General features: G+C 41.6%; 17 protein-coding genes. 11 read left to right on the forward strand and 6 right to left on the reverse strand.

Going from position 1 to position 18,412, the window contains the following annotated elements:
- Positions 1-54: 54 nt before the first annotated feature.
- The gene (locus C9J47_RS18925; protein WP_107254890.1) at positions 55-1,236 is read right to left on the reverse strand and encodes a dicarboxylate/amino acid:cation symporter; all 1,182 of its coding nucleotides are present in this window, start codon (positions 1,234-1,236) and stop codon (positions 55-57) included.
- A 303-nt stretch (positions 1,237-1,539) separates the two neighbouring features.
- Positions 1,540-1,917 carry an autonomous glycyl radical cofactor GrcA gene (gene grcA, locus C9J47_RS18930; protein ID WP_006230635.1) on the reverse strand — a complete coding sequence of 126 codons (378 nt, stop codon included), beginning with the start codon at positions 1,915-1,917 and terminating at the stop codon, positions 1,540-1,542.
- A gap of 340 nt (positions 1,918-2,257) precedes the next feature.
- On the opposite strand from grcA, the gene nfo reads away from it, so the two are divergent.
- From nfo to C9J47_RS18945, 4 genes are all read left to right on the forward strand, one after another.
- Positions 2,258-3,106 (forward strand): deoxyribonuclease IV, encoded by an 849-nt coding sequence (gene nfo, locus C9J47_RS18935; protein ID WP_107254891.1) that lies wholly within the window; start codon positions 2,258-2,260, stop codon positions 3,104-3,106.
- A gap of 179 nt (positions 3,107-3,285) precedes the next feature.
- Positions 3,286-3,414, forward strand: coding sequence for a hypothetical protein (locus tag C9J47_RS27465; RefSeq protein WP_281258984.1), 129 nt, complete (start codon positions 3,286-3,288; stop codon positions 3,412-3,414).
- A 257-nt stretch (positions 3,415-3,671) separates the two neighbouring features.
- Positions 3,672-4,355 (forward strand): uracil-DNA glycosylase, encoded by a 684-nt coding sequence (ung, locus tag C9J47_RS18940; protein ID WP_107254892.1) that lies wholly within the window; start codon positions 3,672-3,674, stop codon positions 4,353-4,355.
- A gap of 147 nt (positions 4,356-4,502) precedes the next feature.
- Entirely contained in the window at positions 4,503-5,036 is a 534-nt protein-coding gene (locus C9J47_RS18945) for a hemerythrin domain-containing protein (RefSeq protein ID WP_107254893.1), read from the forward strand.
- A gap of 91 nt (positions 5,037-5,127) precedes the next feature.
- Here C9J47_RS18945 and C9J47_RS18950 read toward each other — a convergent pair whose 3' ends face one another.
- Positions 5,128-5,310 (reverse strand): DUF3545 family protein, encoded by a 183-nt coding sequence (locus C9J47_RS18950; protein WP_107254894.1) that lies wholly within the window; start codon positions 5,308-5,310, stop codon positions 5,128-5,130.
- Positions 5,311-6,217: 907 nt separating this feature from the next.
- Here C9J47_RS18950 and C9J47_RS18955 point away from each other — a divergent pair.
- Together C9J47_RS18955 and yaaA are read left to right on the forward strand one after the other, a co-directional pair.
- Positions 6,218-7,651, forward strand: a complete 1,434-nt coding sequence (locus C9J47_RS18955) for an alanine/glycine:cation symporter family protein (protein ID WP_107254895.1) — start codon at positions 6,218-6,220, stop codon at positions 7,649-7,651.
- 105 nt (positions 7,652-7,756) lie between these two features.
- Complete coding sequence (gene yaaA / locus C9J47_RS18960; RefSeq protein WP_107254896.1) at positions 7,757-8,536, forward strand: peroxide stress protein YaaA; 780 nt, start codon at positions 7,757-7,759, stop codon at positions 8,534-8,536.
- A 138-nt stretch (positions 8,537-8,674) separates the two neighbouring features.
- Here the strand turns inward: yaaA and srmB are convergent, their stop codons facing one another.
- Entirely contained in the window at positions 8,675-9,934 is a 1,260-nt protein-coding gene (srmB, locus tag C9J47_RS18965; RefSeq protein WP_107254897.1) for an ATP-dependent RNA helicase SrmB, read from the reverse strand.
- Positions 9,935-10,126: 192 nt separating this feature from the next.
- On the reverse strand, positions 10,127-10,849 hold the full coding sequence (locus C9J47_RS18970) for a tRNA1(Val) (adenine(37)-N6)-methyltransferase (RefSeq protein ID WP_107254898.1): 723 nt from the start codon (positions 10,847-10,849) through the stop codon (positions 10,127-10,129).
- Positions 10,850-11,283: 434 nt separating this feature from the next.
- Between C9J47_RS18970 and brnQ the strand changes: the two genes are divergently transcribed.
- The gene (gene brnQ, locus C9J47_RS18975; protein WP_107254899.1) at positions 11,284-12,591 is read left to right on the forward strand and encodes a branched-chain amino acid transport system II carrier protein; all 1,308 of its coding nucleotides are present in this window, start codon (positions 11,284-11,286) and stop codon (positions 12,589-12,591) included.
- Between the two features lie 113 nt (positions 12,592-12,704).
- Here brnQ and fldB read toward each other — a convergent pair whose 3' ends face one another.
- The gene (gene fldB, locus C9J47_RS18980; protein ID WP_107254900.1) at positions 12,705-13,226 is read right to left on the reverse strand and encodes a flavodoxin FldB; all 522 of its coding nucleotides are present in this window, start codon (positions 13,224-13,226) and stop codon (positions 12,705-12,707) included.
- A 213-nt stretch (positions 13,227-13,439) separates the two neighbouring features.
- Here fldB and xerD point away from each other — a divergent pair, with 213 nt between their 5' ends.
- The 4 genes from xerD to prfB all read left to right on the forward strand — a co-directional run bounded on the left by xerD (position 13,440) and on the right by prfB (position 18,409).
- On the forward strand, positions 13,440-14,336 hold the full coding sequence (xerD, locus tag C9J47_RS18985; protein ID WP_107254901.1) for a site-specific tyrosine recombinase XerD: 897 nt from the start codon (positions 13,440-13,442) through the stop codon (positions 14,334-14,336).
- Positions 14,337-14,489: 153 nt separating this feature from the next.
- A complete protein-coding gene (dsbC, locus tag C9J47_RS18990; protein WP_107254902.1) occupies positions 14,490-15,212 on the forward strand; it encodes a bifunctional protein-disulfide isomerase/oxidoreductase DsbC in 723 nt (240 codons plus the stop codon).
- Between the two features lie 168 nt (positions 15,213-15,380).
- Positions 15,381-17,105 (forward strand): single-stranded-DNA-specific exonuclease RecJ, encoded by a 1,725-nt coding sequence (recJ, locus tag C9J47_RS18995; protein ID WP_107254903.1) that lies wholly within the window; start codon positions 15,381-15,383, stop codon positions 17,103-17,105.
- Positions 17,106-17,310: 205 nt separating this feature from the next.
- Positions 17,311-18,409, forward strand: a protein-coding gene (gene prfB, locus C9J47_RS19000; protein WP_107244265.1) for a peptide chain release factor 2 whose coding sequence is annotated in 2 segments (ribosomal slippage) — positions 17,311-17,385 and positions 17,387-18,409 — 1,098 coding nt in all. Because the reading frame shifts where the segments join, the coding sequence is not laid out codon by codon here.
- The last annotated feature ends 3 nt before the right edge of the window (positions 18,410-18,412 follow it).

The following is an 18,412-nucleotide window of genomic DNA, read 5'->3' on the forward strand; positions in this document are numbered from 1 at the left end:
ATGTTTTTTAGAAATTGAAAACGGTAGCCGTAATGGCTACCGTTTTTTTATGCGTTAACTTTCTTGTTGAACTTCAATCGCAGGCTGTTGTTTTTCATCTTTAGAAAACTTATTAACCCACAATGCGATAGCTCCATCTCCGGTAATATTACAGGCTGTACCAAAGCTATCTTGAGCCATATACAGTGCAATCATGAGGGCGAGTTCAGCCTCGCCAAAACCGAGCATAGAAGCCATTAATCCTAGAGCTGCCATAACAGCACCACCTGGTGCTCCAGGTGCGGCTATCATGGTAATACCAAGCATCATAATGAAGGGTAACATCTCAATTAATGATGGGATGGCAATGTGCTGACTTAATGCCATAACAGCAGTAGAGCAAGTGACGAGTGTGATGGTTGAACCTGAAAGGTGGATCGTGGCACATAAAGGAATGGTAAAGTTTGCAATAGAATCATCAACACCATTCTTTTTTGTTTGGCGCAGGGTAACCGGAATGGTTGCAGCCGACGACATGGTACCAACGGCGGTGAAATAGGCCGGTAGCATGTTTTTGATTAATTTTATTGGTGACTGACGAAGTACCAACCCCGTTATTGTGTATTGAATGGTAATCCATACCCAGTGCATGATGATGGCTAACGTTAAGACCACACCGAATGTTTTTAACGTAGTAAAAACTGTTCCTTCCGCTGACATTTCAGCAAACACGCCTGCAATATATAACGGTAAAAATGGAATAATGACTTTTGCCAATAACAGGTCAATAACATTGCGCCCTTCATCTGCGATTTTTCTTAAATTTTGGCTATCGGTAATACTGATGCCTAATCCAAATAAAAAGGCTGTCGCGAGAGCTGTCATTACACCAAATAATGGCGGAATTTCTAATGTTAGAAAGCTTGTTAATTTATCAGAACTGCTGGCGACGGTGGCTGTTGATTCTGGTAATCCTGCGATGACAACGCTGGCAACAAGAAAGGCGAGGCTACCTGCAATAATTGTTGAACCGTAAGAGAGTGCGACGGTTTTACCTAATAACGAACCTGAATTTTTAGGTAAGCTGGCAATACCGCTAGTAATGTAAAAAAGAATAATAAGAGGAATGGTAAAACCGATTAGTTGGCCGCCGAGTTGTTTTATTGTTAGTAGTGTTCGAATTATGCTATCCGGCGCAAAAAAGCCGAGTAGGATGCCGACCAAAATACCAGAGATCAATTTTAGTATTAACTTCATAAAGCTGGCTCCTGAAAGGGAATGTTTTAAGAAATTTATGCTGCGTATTGTTCTTTGCCTAACTATCTGTACAAAAAGCAATGATGGCAATGTACGCTAAATTTAGTGGTATTGTCTGTTATTTGGTCGGTATTGAGAGGTGAATATTAAAAATATCCATATTTGTGATATGAATGCCATACTGAAAACTAAGCTGATATTAAAGAGGGAGGTAGATTAAAGGCGGCATGGTTTGATGAATAACAGGCATAAAAAACGGCACCTTAGGCACCGTCCTATTTATACATTTATCTAATAGCTAAATTACAGGCTGCTAGTGAAAGTACGAGCGATTACGTCTTTTTGCTGCTCTGTTGTTAGAGAGTTAAAACGTACAGCATAACCCGATACACGGATTGTTAGCTGTGGGTATTTTTCTGGGTGTGCTACTGCATCTTCCAGTGTTTCTTTCTTAAGTACGTTAACGTTCAGGTGCTGACCACCTTCAATCTTAGCTGGAACTTCGATAGCAACGTCACGTGACTCGTATTCACCTAGGTCTGCTGCTGCGATAACTTGATCTTCTTCAAAGCCAGTTTTTGCTACAACACAGCGAGCTTCATTTGTTTCGCTGTCTAGTAACCAGATACTATTTAGTAGATCATCGTTCGCTGATTTTGTAATTTGAATGCCTGTGATCATGACTTTATTCTCCGAAGAAATGTAGTTAGTTTTTAAGTTTTTTATTGAGCTGTGTATTATATACCTCAGCAATGGAAAGTTGGTATTGATGTAGATCAAATTACAACAAAAAACCTTGTTTTTAATGCGGCTGTTTTTTTGAGCTAGGTCAAGTTAACCTTAATTTATCTACTACTCAGTAGTAAGTTTAAAGTTTAAAAAATAGTTTAAGTGATCATTTGTAGTAAAATTACAACATATCAAAAGGCTCTAGCCCTTGTTTTAACCGGAAAATAGGATATGAATAGGCGTATTTTGTTGTAATTCATGTGAAAAAATAACATAACAAACAGGATAAAATATGAAGTTAATCGGTGCGCATGTTTCTGCGGCTGGCGGGGTATTTAATGCACCGGAAAATGCAGCCAAAATTGGTGCTAACGCCTTTGCGCTGTTCACAAAGAACCAAAGACAATGGGTGGCTAAGCCATTAGAGCAAGATGTTATTACTGCTTTTAAAGCGCGTTGTCAGCAGTATGGATTTAAGAGCGAGGCGATTTTGCCGCATGATTCTTACTTGATCAATTTGGGCAACCCTGAGGCAGAAAAGCTGGAGAAATCTCGTGCGGCATTTATAGATGAAATGCAGCGTTGTAATCAACTCGGGCTCACTTTATTGAATTTCCATCCTGGTAGTCATTTGAAAAAGATCAGTGAATCAGACTGTTTAAGATTGATTGCTGAATCGATAAACATGGCGCATCAAGAAGTACCAGATGTCGTGGCGGTGATAGAGAATACTGCAGGGCAGGGTTCTAATTTAGGTTGGCGATTTGAACATTTAGCTGAAATTATTGAACAGGTTGAAGATAAGAGCCGTGTGGGTGTATGTATTGATACCTGCCATACATTCGCGGCGGGTTATGACTTACGCTCTGAATCTGCTACAGAGGCAACATTTGCTGAATTTGATCAGACGGTGGGAATGTCTTTTTTACGTGGCATGCACTTAAATGACTCAAAGGGGAAGCTGGGCAGCCATTTAGATCGACATCATAGCCTAGGGGAAGGTGAAATTGGCTGGGATTGCTTCCGCTACCTGATGCAAGATAGTCGTTTTGATAATATTCCCTTGGTGTTAGAAACGATAAATCCTGATATTTGGCAGCAAGAAATTATGACGCTACGCTCATTTGTGGCCAATGAATAAAAGCACAGTGATAGAGCAAGTGCGTTGAAATGGTGCTTTTAATTTTTTAATAACAAAAAATACATCAGCGTAACCATATGTATTTAAAGTGTTTATTTGTCATGCTTAAAAGTTGGCATTCTTCTTTCATATCCTTATTCATAGTGGATTTTATTCTTATTGGAGTTAGGATTATGAGCATGACAATGATTTCTCAAACCGCAATTTATGCTGCTCGATTACCTCAAGCAAACCGCCCAATTCAAGGTCGTGGGCATTGGCGCTCACCCGTTACGCCACACCATAAAGATCAATTAGGTAGGGATTAATACCAACCTAAATGAGTATCTGATCATTCTTGCTGGTTAAAATCGATAATAACTACGTTAGAAATTTTATAATTAGAACGACTAGTTATTTCAATTTCTGTCTTGTTCTTACCGATTTTTCCTACGCAAATTTATGACCATTTACTTATCCAGGTTGGTATAAGGTGGTTATTTTGTCGTAGTTCTGAATAATCACTTCTGATTTTAATGTTGAAATCGTTAGAATAACGGTATTACATCGAATCAGGATCAATATGATGAGCCACACAAATACTTGGCAAGACATTATCAATCAAGAAAAACAACAGCCCTATTTTCAGAAAATTGAACAGTTTGTGTCTACTGCCCGTTCTAATGGCAACGTTATTTTCCCTCCTGAGCAAGATGTTTTTAATGCATTTAATTCAACACCATTAGCCCAAGTAAAGGTCGTAATATTAGGCCAAGATCCCTACCATGGCGCTAATCAAGCACATGGTTTGAGTTTTTCTGTTTTGCCTGGCATTAAAACACCCCCATCACTTGCTAATATGTACAAAGAACTAGCTACCGATATCCCAGGATTTCAAATTCCCCAGCATGGTTACCTTCAAAGTTGGGCAGATCAAGGCGTTCTTTTATTAAATACAGTATTGACTGTCGAGCAAAGTAAAGCGCATTCACATGCTAAAATTGGTTGGGAAACATTTACGGATAAAATCATCGATGTGCTTGATCAACAGAGTGCTGGCATTGTGTTCGTATTGTGGGGAGCGCATGCGCAGAAAAAAGGTAAAAAGATTAATACCGATAAGCATCATGTTTTAAAATCGGCTCACCCATCACCGCTGTCGGCATATCGTGGTTTCTTTGGCTGTAAACATTTCTCTCAAGTGAACCAGCTATTATGTGACATGAATAAAGCACCAATTGATTGGCAGCCTAAAAGGATTCAAGAGTAAGTGGCTGGTTTTAAATGATTGATAACAATTGGTGTTAATAAATACTTGTGAAAATGTGAACAATTAGTAATCAGGATCAATATGTATTTTCTTTGATGAATTACACTTAAATAAATGCATTTAAGATAAGCAATCAAGGAGAGGGTTATGATGTTAGATAGTATTCATACCGAGCATGGTTATATAAACCGCTTATTGAATATTCTGCAGCAGAAGCTAGATGCTATTGAAAATGGTCGTACGGTTAATTACAGTTTGATTAAAGATATTGTGGAATACCTTCAACAGTATGCTGAACACTGCCATCATCCCAAGGAAGATATTCTGTACCATTATTATCAATCGCATTATGCAAAAAATGGCGATATGCAAAGCCTCGAGCAAGAGCATCATCAGTTGGCACAGCTTACTGCTGAGTTTGCTGATACGGTTGAAATGGTACTAATGGATGCCGTTATTCCTCTCGATGTCTTTGCTGAAAAGTTGAATGTGTTTGTCGCTCGTCAGAAAGCACATCTAGAGTTTGAAGAAAAAAAAATATTCCCATTAATACGTCGTGATTTTACTGCAGAAGATTGGGTGGCCGTATCAAAAGAACTGCACGTTTATCAGGATGATCCACTCTTTGGTGAGCATGTTGACGCTCGTTATAAAAAATTATCTGAACATATATCAAAGTAATCGGGCTATCGTGTTTAATCGTCGTTACGGATAATTAAAAGAAAGCGCCAATCTGATTGGCGCTGTTTATATCGTTTAGCATGCAGATTGATTAGAAATCAATATGTTCATCTGAAAGGTCTTGGAGCATATCAAGATCTTGTAATTCTTTACGCAGTCTTTGCCTGTCCTTTAATGCCTCAATTTCACGCCATTTCCGTTTCACCGGTTTACTACGTGAACCGCGAGCTGGCTGTTGTGTTGCAAGAATGTCATCGAATGCAAAGCTATCCATAAAGCACCTCTAGTTCTTACATGACTATATAAGTTTAATAGCATATATAGTTTTAAAATAAAATTAATCTGTTTCGTAAATGTTGGCTTTTTATGAATTTTTTATGTGAGTGTTCGTATGATCACAAGCTAGCGGAATAAAAAATGAGCATATTCAATAGGCCATTGATGCAGAGATGAGAAAAAGTGACGTGAATTAATGGGCTATAACAGATGGGTTTCCCTGATTATTATTCAGTTAATTTAATGGATATTTGTATTTAATTTGGATGATTTTGGCGCATTAACGCGATAAAAATTGTTTTCAGTCGTTAAGTAACACAATAATAAAGAAGCTAAAATATGCTTCCAAGGTTAAACATAAGGCATGAAGTATTGCTTTTTGCTATATATCTTTGCATGATCATATATCTTCTATAATGCTTTAGTATCAATGCCTTTTGGGTTTATTGTCTATTGGTATCATAGATTCAGTTTGGTAAACGTAGTTATACCCAAGTTACCTCAAGATGCTCGTTTCAGCGAGAATTTGTTGGGCTCTAGGCAAGGCACTTATTTATAGACCTAGTCGTTCTACGTTGGAAATAAGTAACACCGCATAGAACTCAACAAAACTCGCCCTTCGGGAGTGATTCAAAGTATCTACTTCTGTGTCAAATGTGTTTGAAAGGAAGTGCCATTCCTACACACATTTTCCTTGAATTAAATACGCTGAGATCACTCTGAATCCTGCATCTTGAGGTAGCTTGGGTATAGAGTGATAGCAATTGTTTGACGCTCTATTTCTGTTGTAACTCAATAAGAACAACGAAGGTTGTTAGCAAACAACTATTATTATTTTATCGTGTTTCACTCATGTTTTTTTGAGTGGGTATTTATTCTTTTTTAATGTGTATGAGGTATCGGGCGTGACTAGTCAGATTAATTTTTTAAACGATCTGTTATGGGGCTCTGTGCTCATTTATCTATTGGTCGGTGTCGGTATCTTCTTTACTTACCGTTTAGGCTTTATTCAATTTAAACATTTTGGGCATATGTTCAGTGTGATGCGAAATAGCCGAAAATCGGATAAAGCAGGCATTTCGTCTTTTCAGGCACTTTGTACCAGCTTGGCTGCGCGTGTAGGTACGGGCAATATGGCTGGCGTAGCCGTTGCTCTGACCTTAGGTGGCCCTGGTGCTATTTTCTGGATGTGGTTAATCGCTATGCTAGGAATGGCAACCGCTTTTGCCGAAAGCGCACTTGCTCAGTTGTATAAAACCCGTGATGCAGACGGTAACTATCGTGGTGGCCCTGCGTATTATATGGAGAAAGGGTTAGGCATGCGCTGGATGGGCGTGGTGTTTTCTATTTTCCTTATTATTGCCTTTGGTTTGGTATTTAATGCCGTGCAAGCGAACTCTATTTCGCAAGCAATGAATGTAGCATTTGGTTTTAATCCAACGTATGTCGGTGTGGTGTTGGTGGTAATGACGGGTATTATTATTTTTGGTGGATTACGTGCAATAGCACGTACAGCCGAAATTTTAGTACCGGCAATGGCACTGTGTTACTTGTTGTTAGCGTTATTTATCATGTTTACCAATATGGAAAAATTACCGGGGGTCATTTCACTGATCTTCCGCAGTGCATTTGGTTTAGAAGAGGCGGCGTCAGGCGCTTTAGGTTACACCATTGCACAAGGCATGATTAACGGTCTAAAACGTGGTTTATTTTCCAATGAAGCCGGTATGGGCTCTGCGCCGAATGCCGCGGCATCTGCGACACCATATCCTCCTCATCCTGCTTCTCAGGGCTATGTGCAAATGCTGGGTGTCTTTATGGATACGATTGTTATTTGTTCGGCCACTGTGGCGATTATTTTGATGTCAGGTGAATATGTTCCCCATGGTGAGGTGACGGGTATTGAGCTGACGCAACGGGCGCTAAGTGCTCAAGTCGGTGGTTGGGGTTCAATCTTCATTGCTGTGGCTATTTTCTTTTTTGCGTTTACTTCTCTCGTGGCAAATTACTCCTACGCAGAAACGAATTTGATCTTTTTAGAGCACAACAATAAAGCGGGCTTGAACGTATTCCGTCTTGTTGTACTCGGCATGGTGATGTTTGGTTCAATCGCAGATTTACCAACGGTGTGGGCGATGGCTGATGTGTCGATGGGGATGATGGCGATCATTAACTTGATTGCGATTGTTCTTCTATCTGGCACGGCGGTGAAATTAGCGAAGGATTACAACAAGCAACTTTCGCAAGGTAAGGTACCGACATTTGACAGTAAAGATTACCCAGAGCTGCATGCCCAGCTAGAAGAAGGGATCTGGGATCAGCCTAAATCGAAAGAGTGATAGATATTACCTATTAGATAAATATATTAAGCCACGCGACAATCGCGTGGTTTTTTTTGTTAACAATGATAATCTTCCGTTATCAGCCTTAATGGATAAAGCCTTATGTTAATTGTGGTTTCACCAGCAAAAACACTTGATTATGACTCTCCCTTAGCAACGCAAACTTATACGTTACCAGAGCTAACGGAGCACTCTTCTGAGTTGATGGAAGTGTGCCGCGAGTTAACGCCAATGGATATTGCTAGCCTGATGAAGGTGAGCGATAAAATTGCAGGTTTAAATGCAGCCCGCTTTGCTGAGTGGCAGCCAGAATTTACGACAGAGAATGCGCGTCAGGCTATTTTGGCATTCAAAGGCGATGTGTATACCGGGCTGGCAGCAGAAACCATGACGGAAGAAGATTTTGCCTATACTCAGCAGCATCTTCGTATGTTGTCTGGCTTATACGGTTTGCTACGTCCGCTTGATTTAATGCAACCTTATCGCTTAGAGATGGGTACAAAGCTAGCCAACCCTCGTGGTGCTAATTTGTATCAGTTCTGGGGGAGTGTGATCACTGAAAAGCTTAATGCTGCGCTTGCTGAGCAGGGCGATAATATCTTGATCAACTTGGCGTCAAATGAATACTTCAAATCGGTGAAACTAAAATCATTAGATGCACAGCTCATCACACCCGTTTTTAAAGATTGTAAGAACGGAAATTATAAAGTGATCAGCTTTTACGCTAAAAAAGCACGCGGCATGATGGCACGTTACATTATTGATAATCGTATTAAGTCGGTTGACGAGCTGAAGCAATTTGATGTGGCGGGTTACTATTTTGTGCCAGCAGAATCTACGAGTAAAGAGTTCGTCTTTAAACGTGAAGAGCAAGTGAAGTAACGCCAATAGAGTGACGTGTTGAGCATCGTTTCAGCATATATTACGCTGTTATTATTTAGATATGCCAGATAAAAGAAAGGCAGAGATTTTATCTCTGCCTTTTTTATTTCTCTGTTGTAGAGATAAACCGAGAAGTGATTAAGCTTCAGGCTTGTTCGCTGATGCTTTCTTTTTCTTCTTAGCAGCCTTCTTTTGCTTAGCCACTTTTAGCTTCTTATCGATTTTTACTTTTTTCTTTTTAACTGTTTTAGCTTTTTTACTTGCTGGGCGTAAACCGTTGATGAAGCGTTCTGGCACTTCTTCTTCCATGTAACGGCTTACACGTTCGATCATCGCTTGATCGTGTGCTTCAATCAGTGAAATCGCAATACCTTTCTTGCCTGCACGTGCAGTACGTCCAATACGGTGTAAATACACGTCTGCGGTACGTGGCATATCAAAGTTGATTACGTGGCTGATATCGGGTAAATCGATACCACGAGCCGCAACGTCGGTTGCAATCAGAATATTGACATCACCATCACGGAAACGAGCAATCGCATTGTTACGAGATAGCTGAGCCATTTCGCCTTGAATCCAGCTGCATTTCACGTTCATTGATGCAAGCTGATCACGTAACATAGCCAGACGGTCACGGGTTTTCACAAAGACAATGCTGCGCTCTGCCTGATGCTTCAGGATTTGCTCAAGCAATGCCAATTTGTGACCCATGTCGTCGCAACGTAGGTAAAGCTGATGAATCTTCTTACGTTCGCGGCGCGAAGGTGCAGAGTTTACTTCTACAGGTTCAGTCAGAATCGTTTCTGAAAACTCACGAACGCCTTTACCTTCTAGGGTTGCAGAGAACAGAAGGCTTTGACGACGCCAGCGACATTCATGGTTAATACGCTCAACAATTTTAGTGAAGCCCATATCTAGCATACGGTCGGCTTCATCTAAGATTAAGCATTCAATTGCTCGGCAATCGAAACGCTCGCTTTCAACGTACTCCATTAAACGTCCCGGTGTTGCCACAACGATATCTTGTGTTTTACCTAGAAGTTCTGCGTGGTCATCGTATGAAATACCGCCTGTGATCGTGAAGATCTTTAGGTGAGTATTTTTAGCTAATGCACGTGCATGGTCAGCAATTTGAATCGCAAGTTCACGCGTTGGGGTTAAAATTAATACACGCGCTGGCCCTGGCTTCTTACGAGGGAAATCAAGTAAGTGCTGGATCATCGGTAAAAGAAATGCAGCTGTTTTTCCGGTACCAGTAGGAGCGGAAGCCAATACGTCTCTACCGTCCAGGGCGTGAGGGATAGCCTGTGCCTGAACTTCGGTCGGGCGGGTGTAGCCGATTTCTTCAATCGCGTTTAAAAGTGCGCTATCTAACTCTAACTCGGAAAAGTCTTTCACCAGTTATTTCTCCTCGGACAAGACCAACTCCAATAACAATCGCCACCTTTTCCGGTGCAGGATAATGGATCGATCATTAGTGGTTTTAATATAAGGGGCGGCATTATAGAGGCTATTGCCGCAAGTATCACCGATTAAAGCATAAAAACTTCATTGATTACGCTTACAACGCTTCTTTGGCTAACGTATTCATCAAAGCTTAAGATAAAAATCACGAGTCAAAGACACAAACTGCGCGGAATATTGCCCGCTATTATGGATACATAATGTTTCTTTTTGCGTGTCTAATTTCACCGTACTGGGGGTAAGTTCGATCAATAGCCGACTAACGGGCTTTCTTTCAGTGCTTTTTACTTCGCATAATCGTTGACAATGTAAGCCATATTTTTCAGCAGCTTGAATGATTTTGCGCCCTTCGTATTCTGGCAATATTAAGCTTACGATCCCTTTTGGCGCGAGTAAGTACGTGATGGATTGCAATAACACATCATGGGTTAACGTATCGGTATGCCGCGCTGTCGCTCTTGTTTGGTTGTCGGCTTGTAATCCAAAATTAAAATAGGGCGGATTACATATAATGTTTTCAATATTATTTTTAGGCTGTGTATGGATCCATCGTTGGATATCTTGCTTTACGCAGTGTAAAGAGGATGACCATGGCGAATTAGAAAAATTTTTCGTAGCAGCATCTGCGGCAGAATTATCTAATTCAATCGCTGTTATCGAACATAATGCTGGTGCAATACGCTGCGCCATCATCAAAGCCAGTAGACCACTGCCTGTACCAATATCAATGAGCTTTCCGTGTTTAGGTAGTGTCGCCCATGCTCCGAGTAATACCCCATCAGTGCTGACTGCCATACCGCATCCCCCGTCGTCGACGTGGAACTGTTTGAATGTAAAACCTTTTGCCATTCTGCCTCCTCTATTTACCAACAGTATAATACCAATTTAAGCAAATATTAGATCCTCCTTATTGGTTAAAATTGACATGCAAGAGATTTAAACATCGACTTATCAAACAATGAGATAGAGACAGATAAATACTGTAATTAATATTTAAATTCCGTATCGGTATTGTTATGTAGTTGTAAGTATTGTTTTGCATTTATTGGATTAAAAGCTTTTACTGGCTTGTAGTTCTTATTTTTAAGTTAAAACTGGTGTTATATGCTAGTTATTAGTGCGCGAAGCCAAAGATTATGGTGTTTTTAGTTACCTCGTTGCTAATTGTTAACTTTTTCTTCATTATGCTGCGATAAGTGTCACATTTAGCAACATGTATTGCGTGACATAAATTATAAGAAACAAACACAACTAATAAACAAATACGAGTGGGAAGGTGTAGTTTGAAGAAAACACTGAAAGTAACAGATATCTTGGCGTTAGGTTTTATGACCTTCGCATTTTTCTTAGGGGCGGGTAATATTATTTTCCCACCTCAAGCGGGTCAACAAGCGGGTGATCACCTTATACCAGCGATGCTTGGTTTCCTTTCTACGGGGGTTAGCTTACCGTTGATTGCCATTATTGCCGTTGCACTAGCTGGTGGTTGGAAAGGGCTTACTCGTGACTTACCGTCTAAAGTGGCTACTTTACTTGCGGTATTAATCTTTATTGTTATTGGGCCTGCATTTGCTGCACCTCGTGCTGGTCTTGTTGCTTACGAAATGGGTGTTAAACCCTTTATTGCCGATGCCGGACAGCTTAGCTTAACAATCTTCTCTATAGTCTTTTTTGCTATTGCTCTGTTCCTTTCTCGCTCTCGTGGCAACTTAGTGGATTTAGTGGGTAAGTTTTTAACACCAATCCTCTTCCTTGCTCTAGTGGCATTAGCTGTGGCTGTTGTGGTTAATCCACAAGATGCGATTGAAGCGGCGAAAGGTGATTACGTTGACATGCCTTTCCTTAAAGGATTCGTTGAAGGCTACAACACACTGGATGCCGTAGCTGCATTGCTATTTGGTATGGTGATTGTTGATGCAGTACGTAGCAAAGGCATTACAGATGAAACCGAGACACGTAAATACTTAATCTGTGCTGGCTTAATTGCCGCTGCGGGTTTGGCTTTTGTTTATATTTCACTATTCTACCTAGGCGCAACAAGTGGCGTAATTGCTGGCAGTGCTGCTAATGGTGGCGATATTCTTGCTATTTACGTGGCGGCATTGTTTGGCCCTGCTGGGCAAATGATTTTGTCATTAATTGTTTTATTAGCCTGTTTAACGACGGTTGTTGGTCTATTAACGGCGTGTTCTGAGTACTTCTCTTCACTGACTAAGTGGTCTTACGAGAAGTGGGTAACATTACTGGCTGTAATTTGTTGTGTAGTCGCAAACGTTGGTCTTAATCAGTTAATTACGATTTCGTTACCTGCATTGTTTGCACTGTATCCAATTGCTATGGCATTGGTAATACTGACCTTTATTCGTCGTTGGTTACCAAATCCAGTATTGTCTTACCGTGTAGTAATGATTGTGGCATTGTCGTTCAGCCTAATTGATGCTGCAAAAGTAGCGGGCTTTGATGTGTCGGCATTCAGAATTATCCCTCTGTTTGACTACGGTATGGCATGGTTACTGCCAACAACTATTGCTCTCGTTATTACCTGCGTTATTGGTGGTAAAGTCGCTCAGCAAACACGTCAAACTGCATAATTATTTTTTGTATTAAAAATTGCATTAAAACAAAACGGGATGCCATTATGGCATCCCGTTTTTTGTTGGCTCCAAAGCATTTTGTTGATTGAAGCTAATTCAAGACAAGAGACTTAGAGTGAATCGCTATATTCAGTCAGTATTTGCTCACACCACTGTGTAATGCGTTCATCACTCATTTCAAACTGGCTGTCTTCATCGAGGGCTAAACCGACAAAGAATTCTTCATCTTCTGTTAGTGCTTTCGATGCTTCAAATTGGTAGCTATCATTATTTGGCCAATAACCAACGACGTTAATGCCTGTTGGCAGCAGTTTGTCGTGCAGCATGCCCATCGCATCTAAAAACCACTCAGTGTAGCCTTCTTGATCGCCCATACCGAAGAAAGCCACGGTTTTACCTGCAAGGGTTAACCCATCGAGTTGTTCCCATACCGCTTCCCAATCTTCTTGTAGCTCGCCGAAATCCCATGTTGAGATACCCATGATCAGCATGTCAAAGTTGTTCATTTCACTGATCGGTGTTTCTTTGATGTTGTGCAGTTCAACGAGTTCATCACCAATACACTCGCGGATTTTTTCTGCCGCCATTTCTGTGTAACAAGTTGTTGAACCGTAGAATAGGCCAATTTTCATGCTGATAATCCATTGGTGTATGTAATGGCTGAGAGTTTACCTAGCTTCTTTCTATTCCTCTATGTTTTATCTCGCGGTTTTGTTGTGTTTCAGTGTTATCGGCTGTGATATGACAAGTTACTTTTAGGTCTAAATAGACTACCATGAGAAAAGTACTGTGTTTATATCCATGCATTTCAGTTGGTGTATTTGCATATAGGGTTAGAGGTTGTTGTGGAAAACGACGAAAATATTATTGAACGCTTTCTAGATGCAATGTGGATGGAAAGAGGGTTATCAGAAAATACGCTGATGTCTTATCGCAATGATTTAACTAAATTGCGAAAGTGGACTGAAGAAAAAAGTTATCGCTTAATAACGTTATCTGCTGATGATTTACAGCGGTATCAGCAATGGCTATTTGATGCCGATTTTAAACAAACATCACGTGCGCGCATGGTGTCGGCTATTCGCCGTTTATTCCAGTATCTATACCGTGAAAAAATGCGTGATGATGATCCGAGCAGCATGATGGTGAGCCCACGCTTACCTAAACGTCTACCGAAAGATTTAACCGAAGAGCAAGTCAGTGCTTTGCTTGAGGCTCCAGATACCAATAACCCAATAGAGTTGCGTGATAAAGCGATGTTAGAGTTGCTTTATGCCACAGGGTTACGTGTTACCGAGTTGGTGAGCTTAACCATGGAAAATACGAGTTTACGTCAAGGCGTGGTGAGGGTGTTAGGTAAGGGGGAAAAAGAACGTTTAGTGCCTATGGGGGAAAATGCAATTGATTGGATTGAAGAATTCATTGATAGCGGTCGCCCGCAGTTATTAGGTGAGAAAAGTTCTGATGTATTGTTTCCCAGTAAACGCGCAAGGCAAATGACAAGGCAGACGTTTTGGCATCGTATTAAGTATTATGCGGTGATTGCTGGAATAGATACCGATACATTGTCGCCCCACGTGATGAGGCATGCATTTGCAACCCATTTATTGAATCATGGTGCTGATTTACGTGTGGTACAGATGCTGCTTGGGCATAGTGATTTATCTACCACTCAGATCTATACTCATGTAGCGACAGAGCGATTAAAACAACTACATGCGACGCATCACCCTCGTGCTTAATGATTTAAGTGCTAGTACATATGCGACTTAATAATAAAGATGATCGAGTTCATCTAGTAACTGCTCTGTGACTACCCGTATAATGAACTTTGAAAGTTTTTCGGACTCTCACTGGTCTACTCTTTATATTACTTTTTTAAAGGATCTAGTCGAATGCACTTTTTTGGCCGAACATTACTTGCGACTGTGGTTGCGTTAACTGCTTTTTCTGCAGCAGCAAAGCCCGACGAGGCTGCAATTAAAACGAAATTGGGTGCGCTAGGTTTAGCTCCAAGCTCGATTTCTCCTTCTCCTATTTCAGGCATGAACGAAGCGGTGACTGAGCGTGGCGTTGTTTACGTGTCTGATGACGGCAATTACTTTATTGCAGGGCATTTGTATCAGAATACGGGTGCCGAGCCAGTGAATCTAACCGAACAAAAAATGGCGAAGATTAACAAAGACAAACTGCAAGGCATGGAAGATGAAATGATCATCTATCCTGCGAAAGACGAAAAATATGTCGTGACTGTTTTCACCGATACGACATGTGGCTATTGCCGTAAGCTACACGGTGAAATGCAAGCATATAACGATGCGGGTATCACCATTCGCTACCTTGCTTTCCCTCGTGGCGGCGAGCGCTCTGGTAACTTCGAGCAAATGAGTGCTATTTGGGGTGCGAAAGATAAAGCAAAAGCCATGAATGATGCGAAGGGCGGCACATTTGACGACAATGGTATTAAGTTACGTGAAGACCTTGTTCGTAAGCATTATGAATTGGGTGTTGCTATGGGTGTGAGTGGTACGCCTGCATTAATCTTGGAAGATGGCACAATGCTGCCGGGTTATCAGCCTGCGCCTATGCTGCGTAAAATGTTAGATAACCGTAGCTAATATATGGTTTGCTTATAGACCGTTACTGGTCGCAAGTGCCAAATAATACATCATGAAAGCCCGTAATCTGATTCAGTCAGATTACGGGCTTTTTCATGGTTTGTACCAAAAAATGAGATAGAATGTGATGTATTAATCACACATTACCCATGCCGGAAATTACCTATTATGATTGAAGTTAAACGTCGACCGACTGCCGATATTTCCGGCTTTTCATCTGCGACGCCACCATTATTACAGCGTATTTATGCTAGTCGTGGTATTGCATCAGAGCTTGAACTTGAGCGTGGTGCAAAAGGGCTATTAAGTTACGAACAACTGCATGGTATCGAGCCTGCCGTGCAGCTATTGGTGACGGCGTTGGCTGAAAACCGACGTATTATTATTGTGGGTGATTTCGATGCCGATGGTGCCACCAGTTCAGCCTTATCGGTATTGGCATTACGCATGCTTGGCTGTAGCAATGTCGATTATTTAATTCCCAACCGCGTTGAAGACGGCTACGGCTTAAGCCCAGAAGTGGTTGATCAAGCTGAAGCGCGTGGCGCAGAAGTGATCATGACGGTGGATAATGGCGTATCGTCGATTGCTGGTGTGGCTGCTGCAAAAGCTAAAGGCATGCAAGTATTGGTGACTGATCACCACTTACAGGGGAAGGAGTTACCGATTGCAGATGCCATCGTGAACCCTAATCTCGATGTGTGTACGTTCCCTTCGAAAGCATTATGCGGTGTGGGCGTAGCCTTTTATTTAATGCTGGCATTGCGTGCGGAATTACGAAATATCAATTGGTTCGAACAGCAAGGTATTCCAGTGCCGAACTTAGCAGAGCTGCTGGATTTAGTTGCGCTGGGCACTGTGGCTGATGTTGTTGCACTTGATGGGAATAATCGGATACTCGTGCATCAAGGCCTTCAGCGAATTAGAGCGGGAAAATGTCGCCCGGGTATTCAAGCATTAATTGAAGTGGCAAATCGCGATCCGGCCCGTTTAGTGACGAGCGACTTGGGTTTTGCGCTTGGTCCCCGAATTAATGCGGCAGGGCGATTAGATGACATGTCTTTTGGTGTCGAGTTATTGCTATGTAACCACATTCAAGCAGCACGCCGTATGGCATCAGAGCTTGATGGTCTAAACCAAACCCGAAAAGAAATAGAACATGGCATGAAAGAAGAAGCGCTGGCTATTTGTGAACGCATCTCATTTAATCAGCAAGATATGCCTTATGGTTTGGCGCTATTTCAGCGTGATTGGCACCAAGGTGTGATTGGTATTTTGGCATCACGTATTAAAGATTTATATCACCGCCCTGTTATTGCGTTTGCTGATGCGGGAGAGGGTGAAATTAAAGGGTCTTGCCGTTCTATTCCTGGTTTACATATGCGAGATGTGCTTGATCTTATCGATACGCGAAACCCAGGGATGATTTTAAAGTTTGGTGGTCATGCGATGGCGGCTGGTTTAACCATACCTGAAGACCAACTTAGTGGTTTTAGTAAAGCGTTTGATGACATTGTACGTAGCCAGTTAGATGAAGATGCACTGAAAGGTGTATTTTTGACCGACGGGGAACTCGTTGCGAACGAATTGAATATTGAGACTGCAGAAGTGTTACGCAATGGTGGCCCTTGGGGACAGCAATTCCCTGAACCATCATTTGATGGCACGTTCCGTTTACTGCATCAAAAGCTGGTGGGTAGTAAGCACTTAAAAATGATGGTTGAGCCGATAAATGGGGGCAGCGTTATCGATGCCATTGCTTTTAACGTTGATCTTAAATCTTGGCCTGATGCTTCTGTACAACAGGTCGATCTTGTTTATCGACTCGATGTGAATGAATTTCGTGGAAATCGAAGTGTGCAATTGATGATTGAACACTTGGTTGCAAAATAATCAATATACCGCCATAAAATTGATGCTTAACAAGATGATAAACGGCTTCAAGGTTTATCATCTTCGACTTAATACTGAAGTTGAGACATAGATGATCGCTATCTCTCAACAATTAGGGTAAGAAACCCCATTACAGCGCTGTATATTCTAGAGACAATTCGATAGAATCTTGCGGTTATGTCCGTTTCGGTGATGAAGAGTGGCAATGTTCGAGATTAATCCAATTAAAAACCGACTTGAGGATGTATCAGCACGTACTGACATTCTTAGGGGGTACCTTTGACTATGATGCTAAGAAAGAGCAACTAGAAGAGGTCAATGCAGAACTAGAGCAACCAGCTGTATGGAATGAGCCAGAACGCGCTCAAGCTCTAGGTAAATCACGCGCAGCATTAGAAGCCGTGGTTGAAACTATCGATCAACTAGATCTGGGCGTAGAAGACGTTGCGGGTTTACTTGAATTAGCGGTAGAAGAAGACGATCAAGAAACATTTGATGAAATTGAGCCAGAACTGGCAGAGTTGGAAGCGAAGCTAGCCAAGCTTGAATTCCGCCGTATGTTCTCGGGTGAATACGATTCATCAGATTGTTACATCGACCTACAAGCTGGTTCGGGCGGTACAGAAGCTCAGGACTGGACATCAATGATGTTACGTATGTACTTACGTTGGGCTGATGCAAAAGGCTTTAAAACAGAGATTATCGAAGTCTCTGCTGGTGATGTTGCGGGTCTTAAATCAGCAACCATTCGCCTTGTAGGTGAGTATGCCTACGGCTGGCTACGTACTGAAACTGGTGTTCACCGTTTAGTGCGTAAATCACCGTTTGATTCAGGTGGTCGTCGCCATACTTCATTTGCTTCTGCGTTTGTTTACCCAGAAATTGATGACAACATTGTTATTGATATTAACCCTTCTGATTTGCGTATCGATGTATACCGCGCATCAGGAGCGGGTGGTCAGCACGTAAACACCACGGAATCTGCGGTACGTATTACGCACGTTCCTACCAACATTGTGGTGCAGTGTCAGAATGACCGTTCTCAGCATAAGAACAAAGATCAAGCGATGAAACAGTTGAAAGCAAAACTGTTCGAGTTTGAGATGCAAAAGCAAAATGCTGAAAAGCAAGCTAATGAAGACTCTAAGTCTGACATTGGTTGGGGCAGCCAAATTCGTTCTTACGTATTGGATGACTCGCGCATTAAAGATTTACGTACAGGGGTGGAGAATCGTAACACCCAAGCTGTACTTGACGGCGATTTAGACCGTTTTATCGAAGCTAGCCTGAAATCAGGTCTCTAACCG

The organism is Photobacterium indicum (assembly GCF_003026215.1).
In the GTDB taxonomy this organism is placed as follows: Bacteria; Pseudomonadota; Gammaproteobacteria; order Enterobacterales; family Vibrionaceae; genus Photobacterium; species Photobacterium indicum.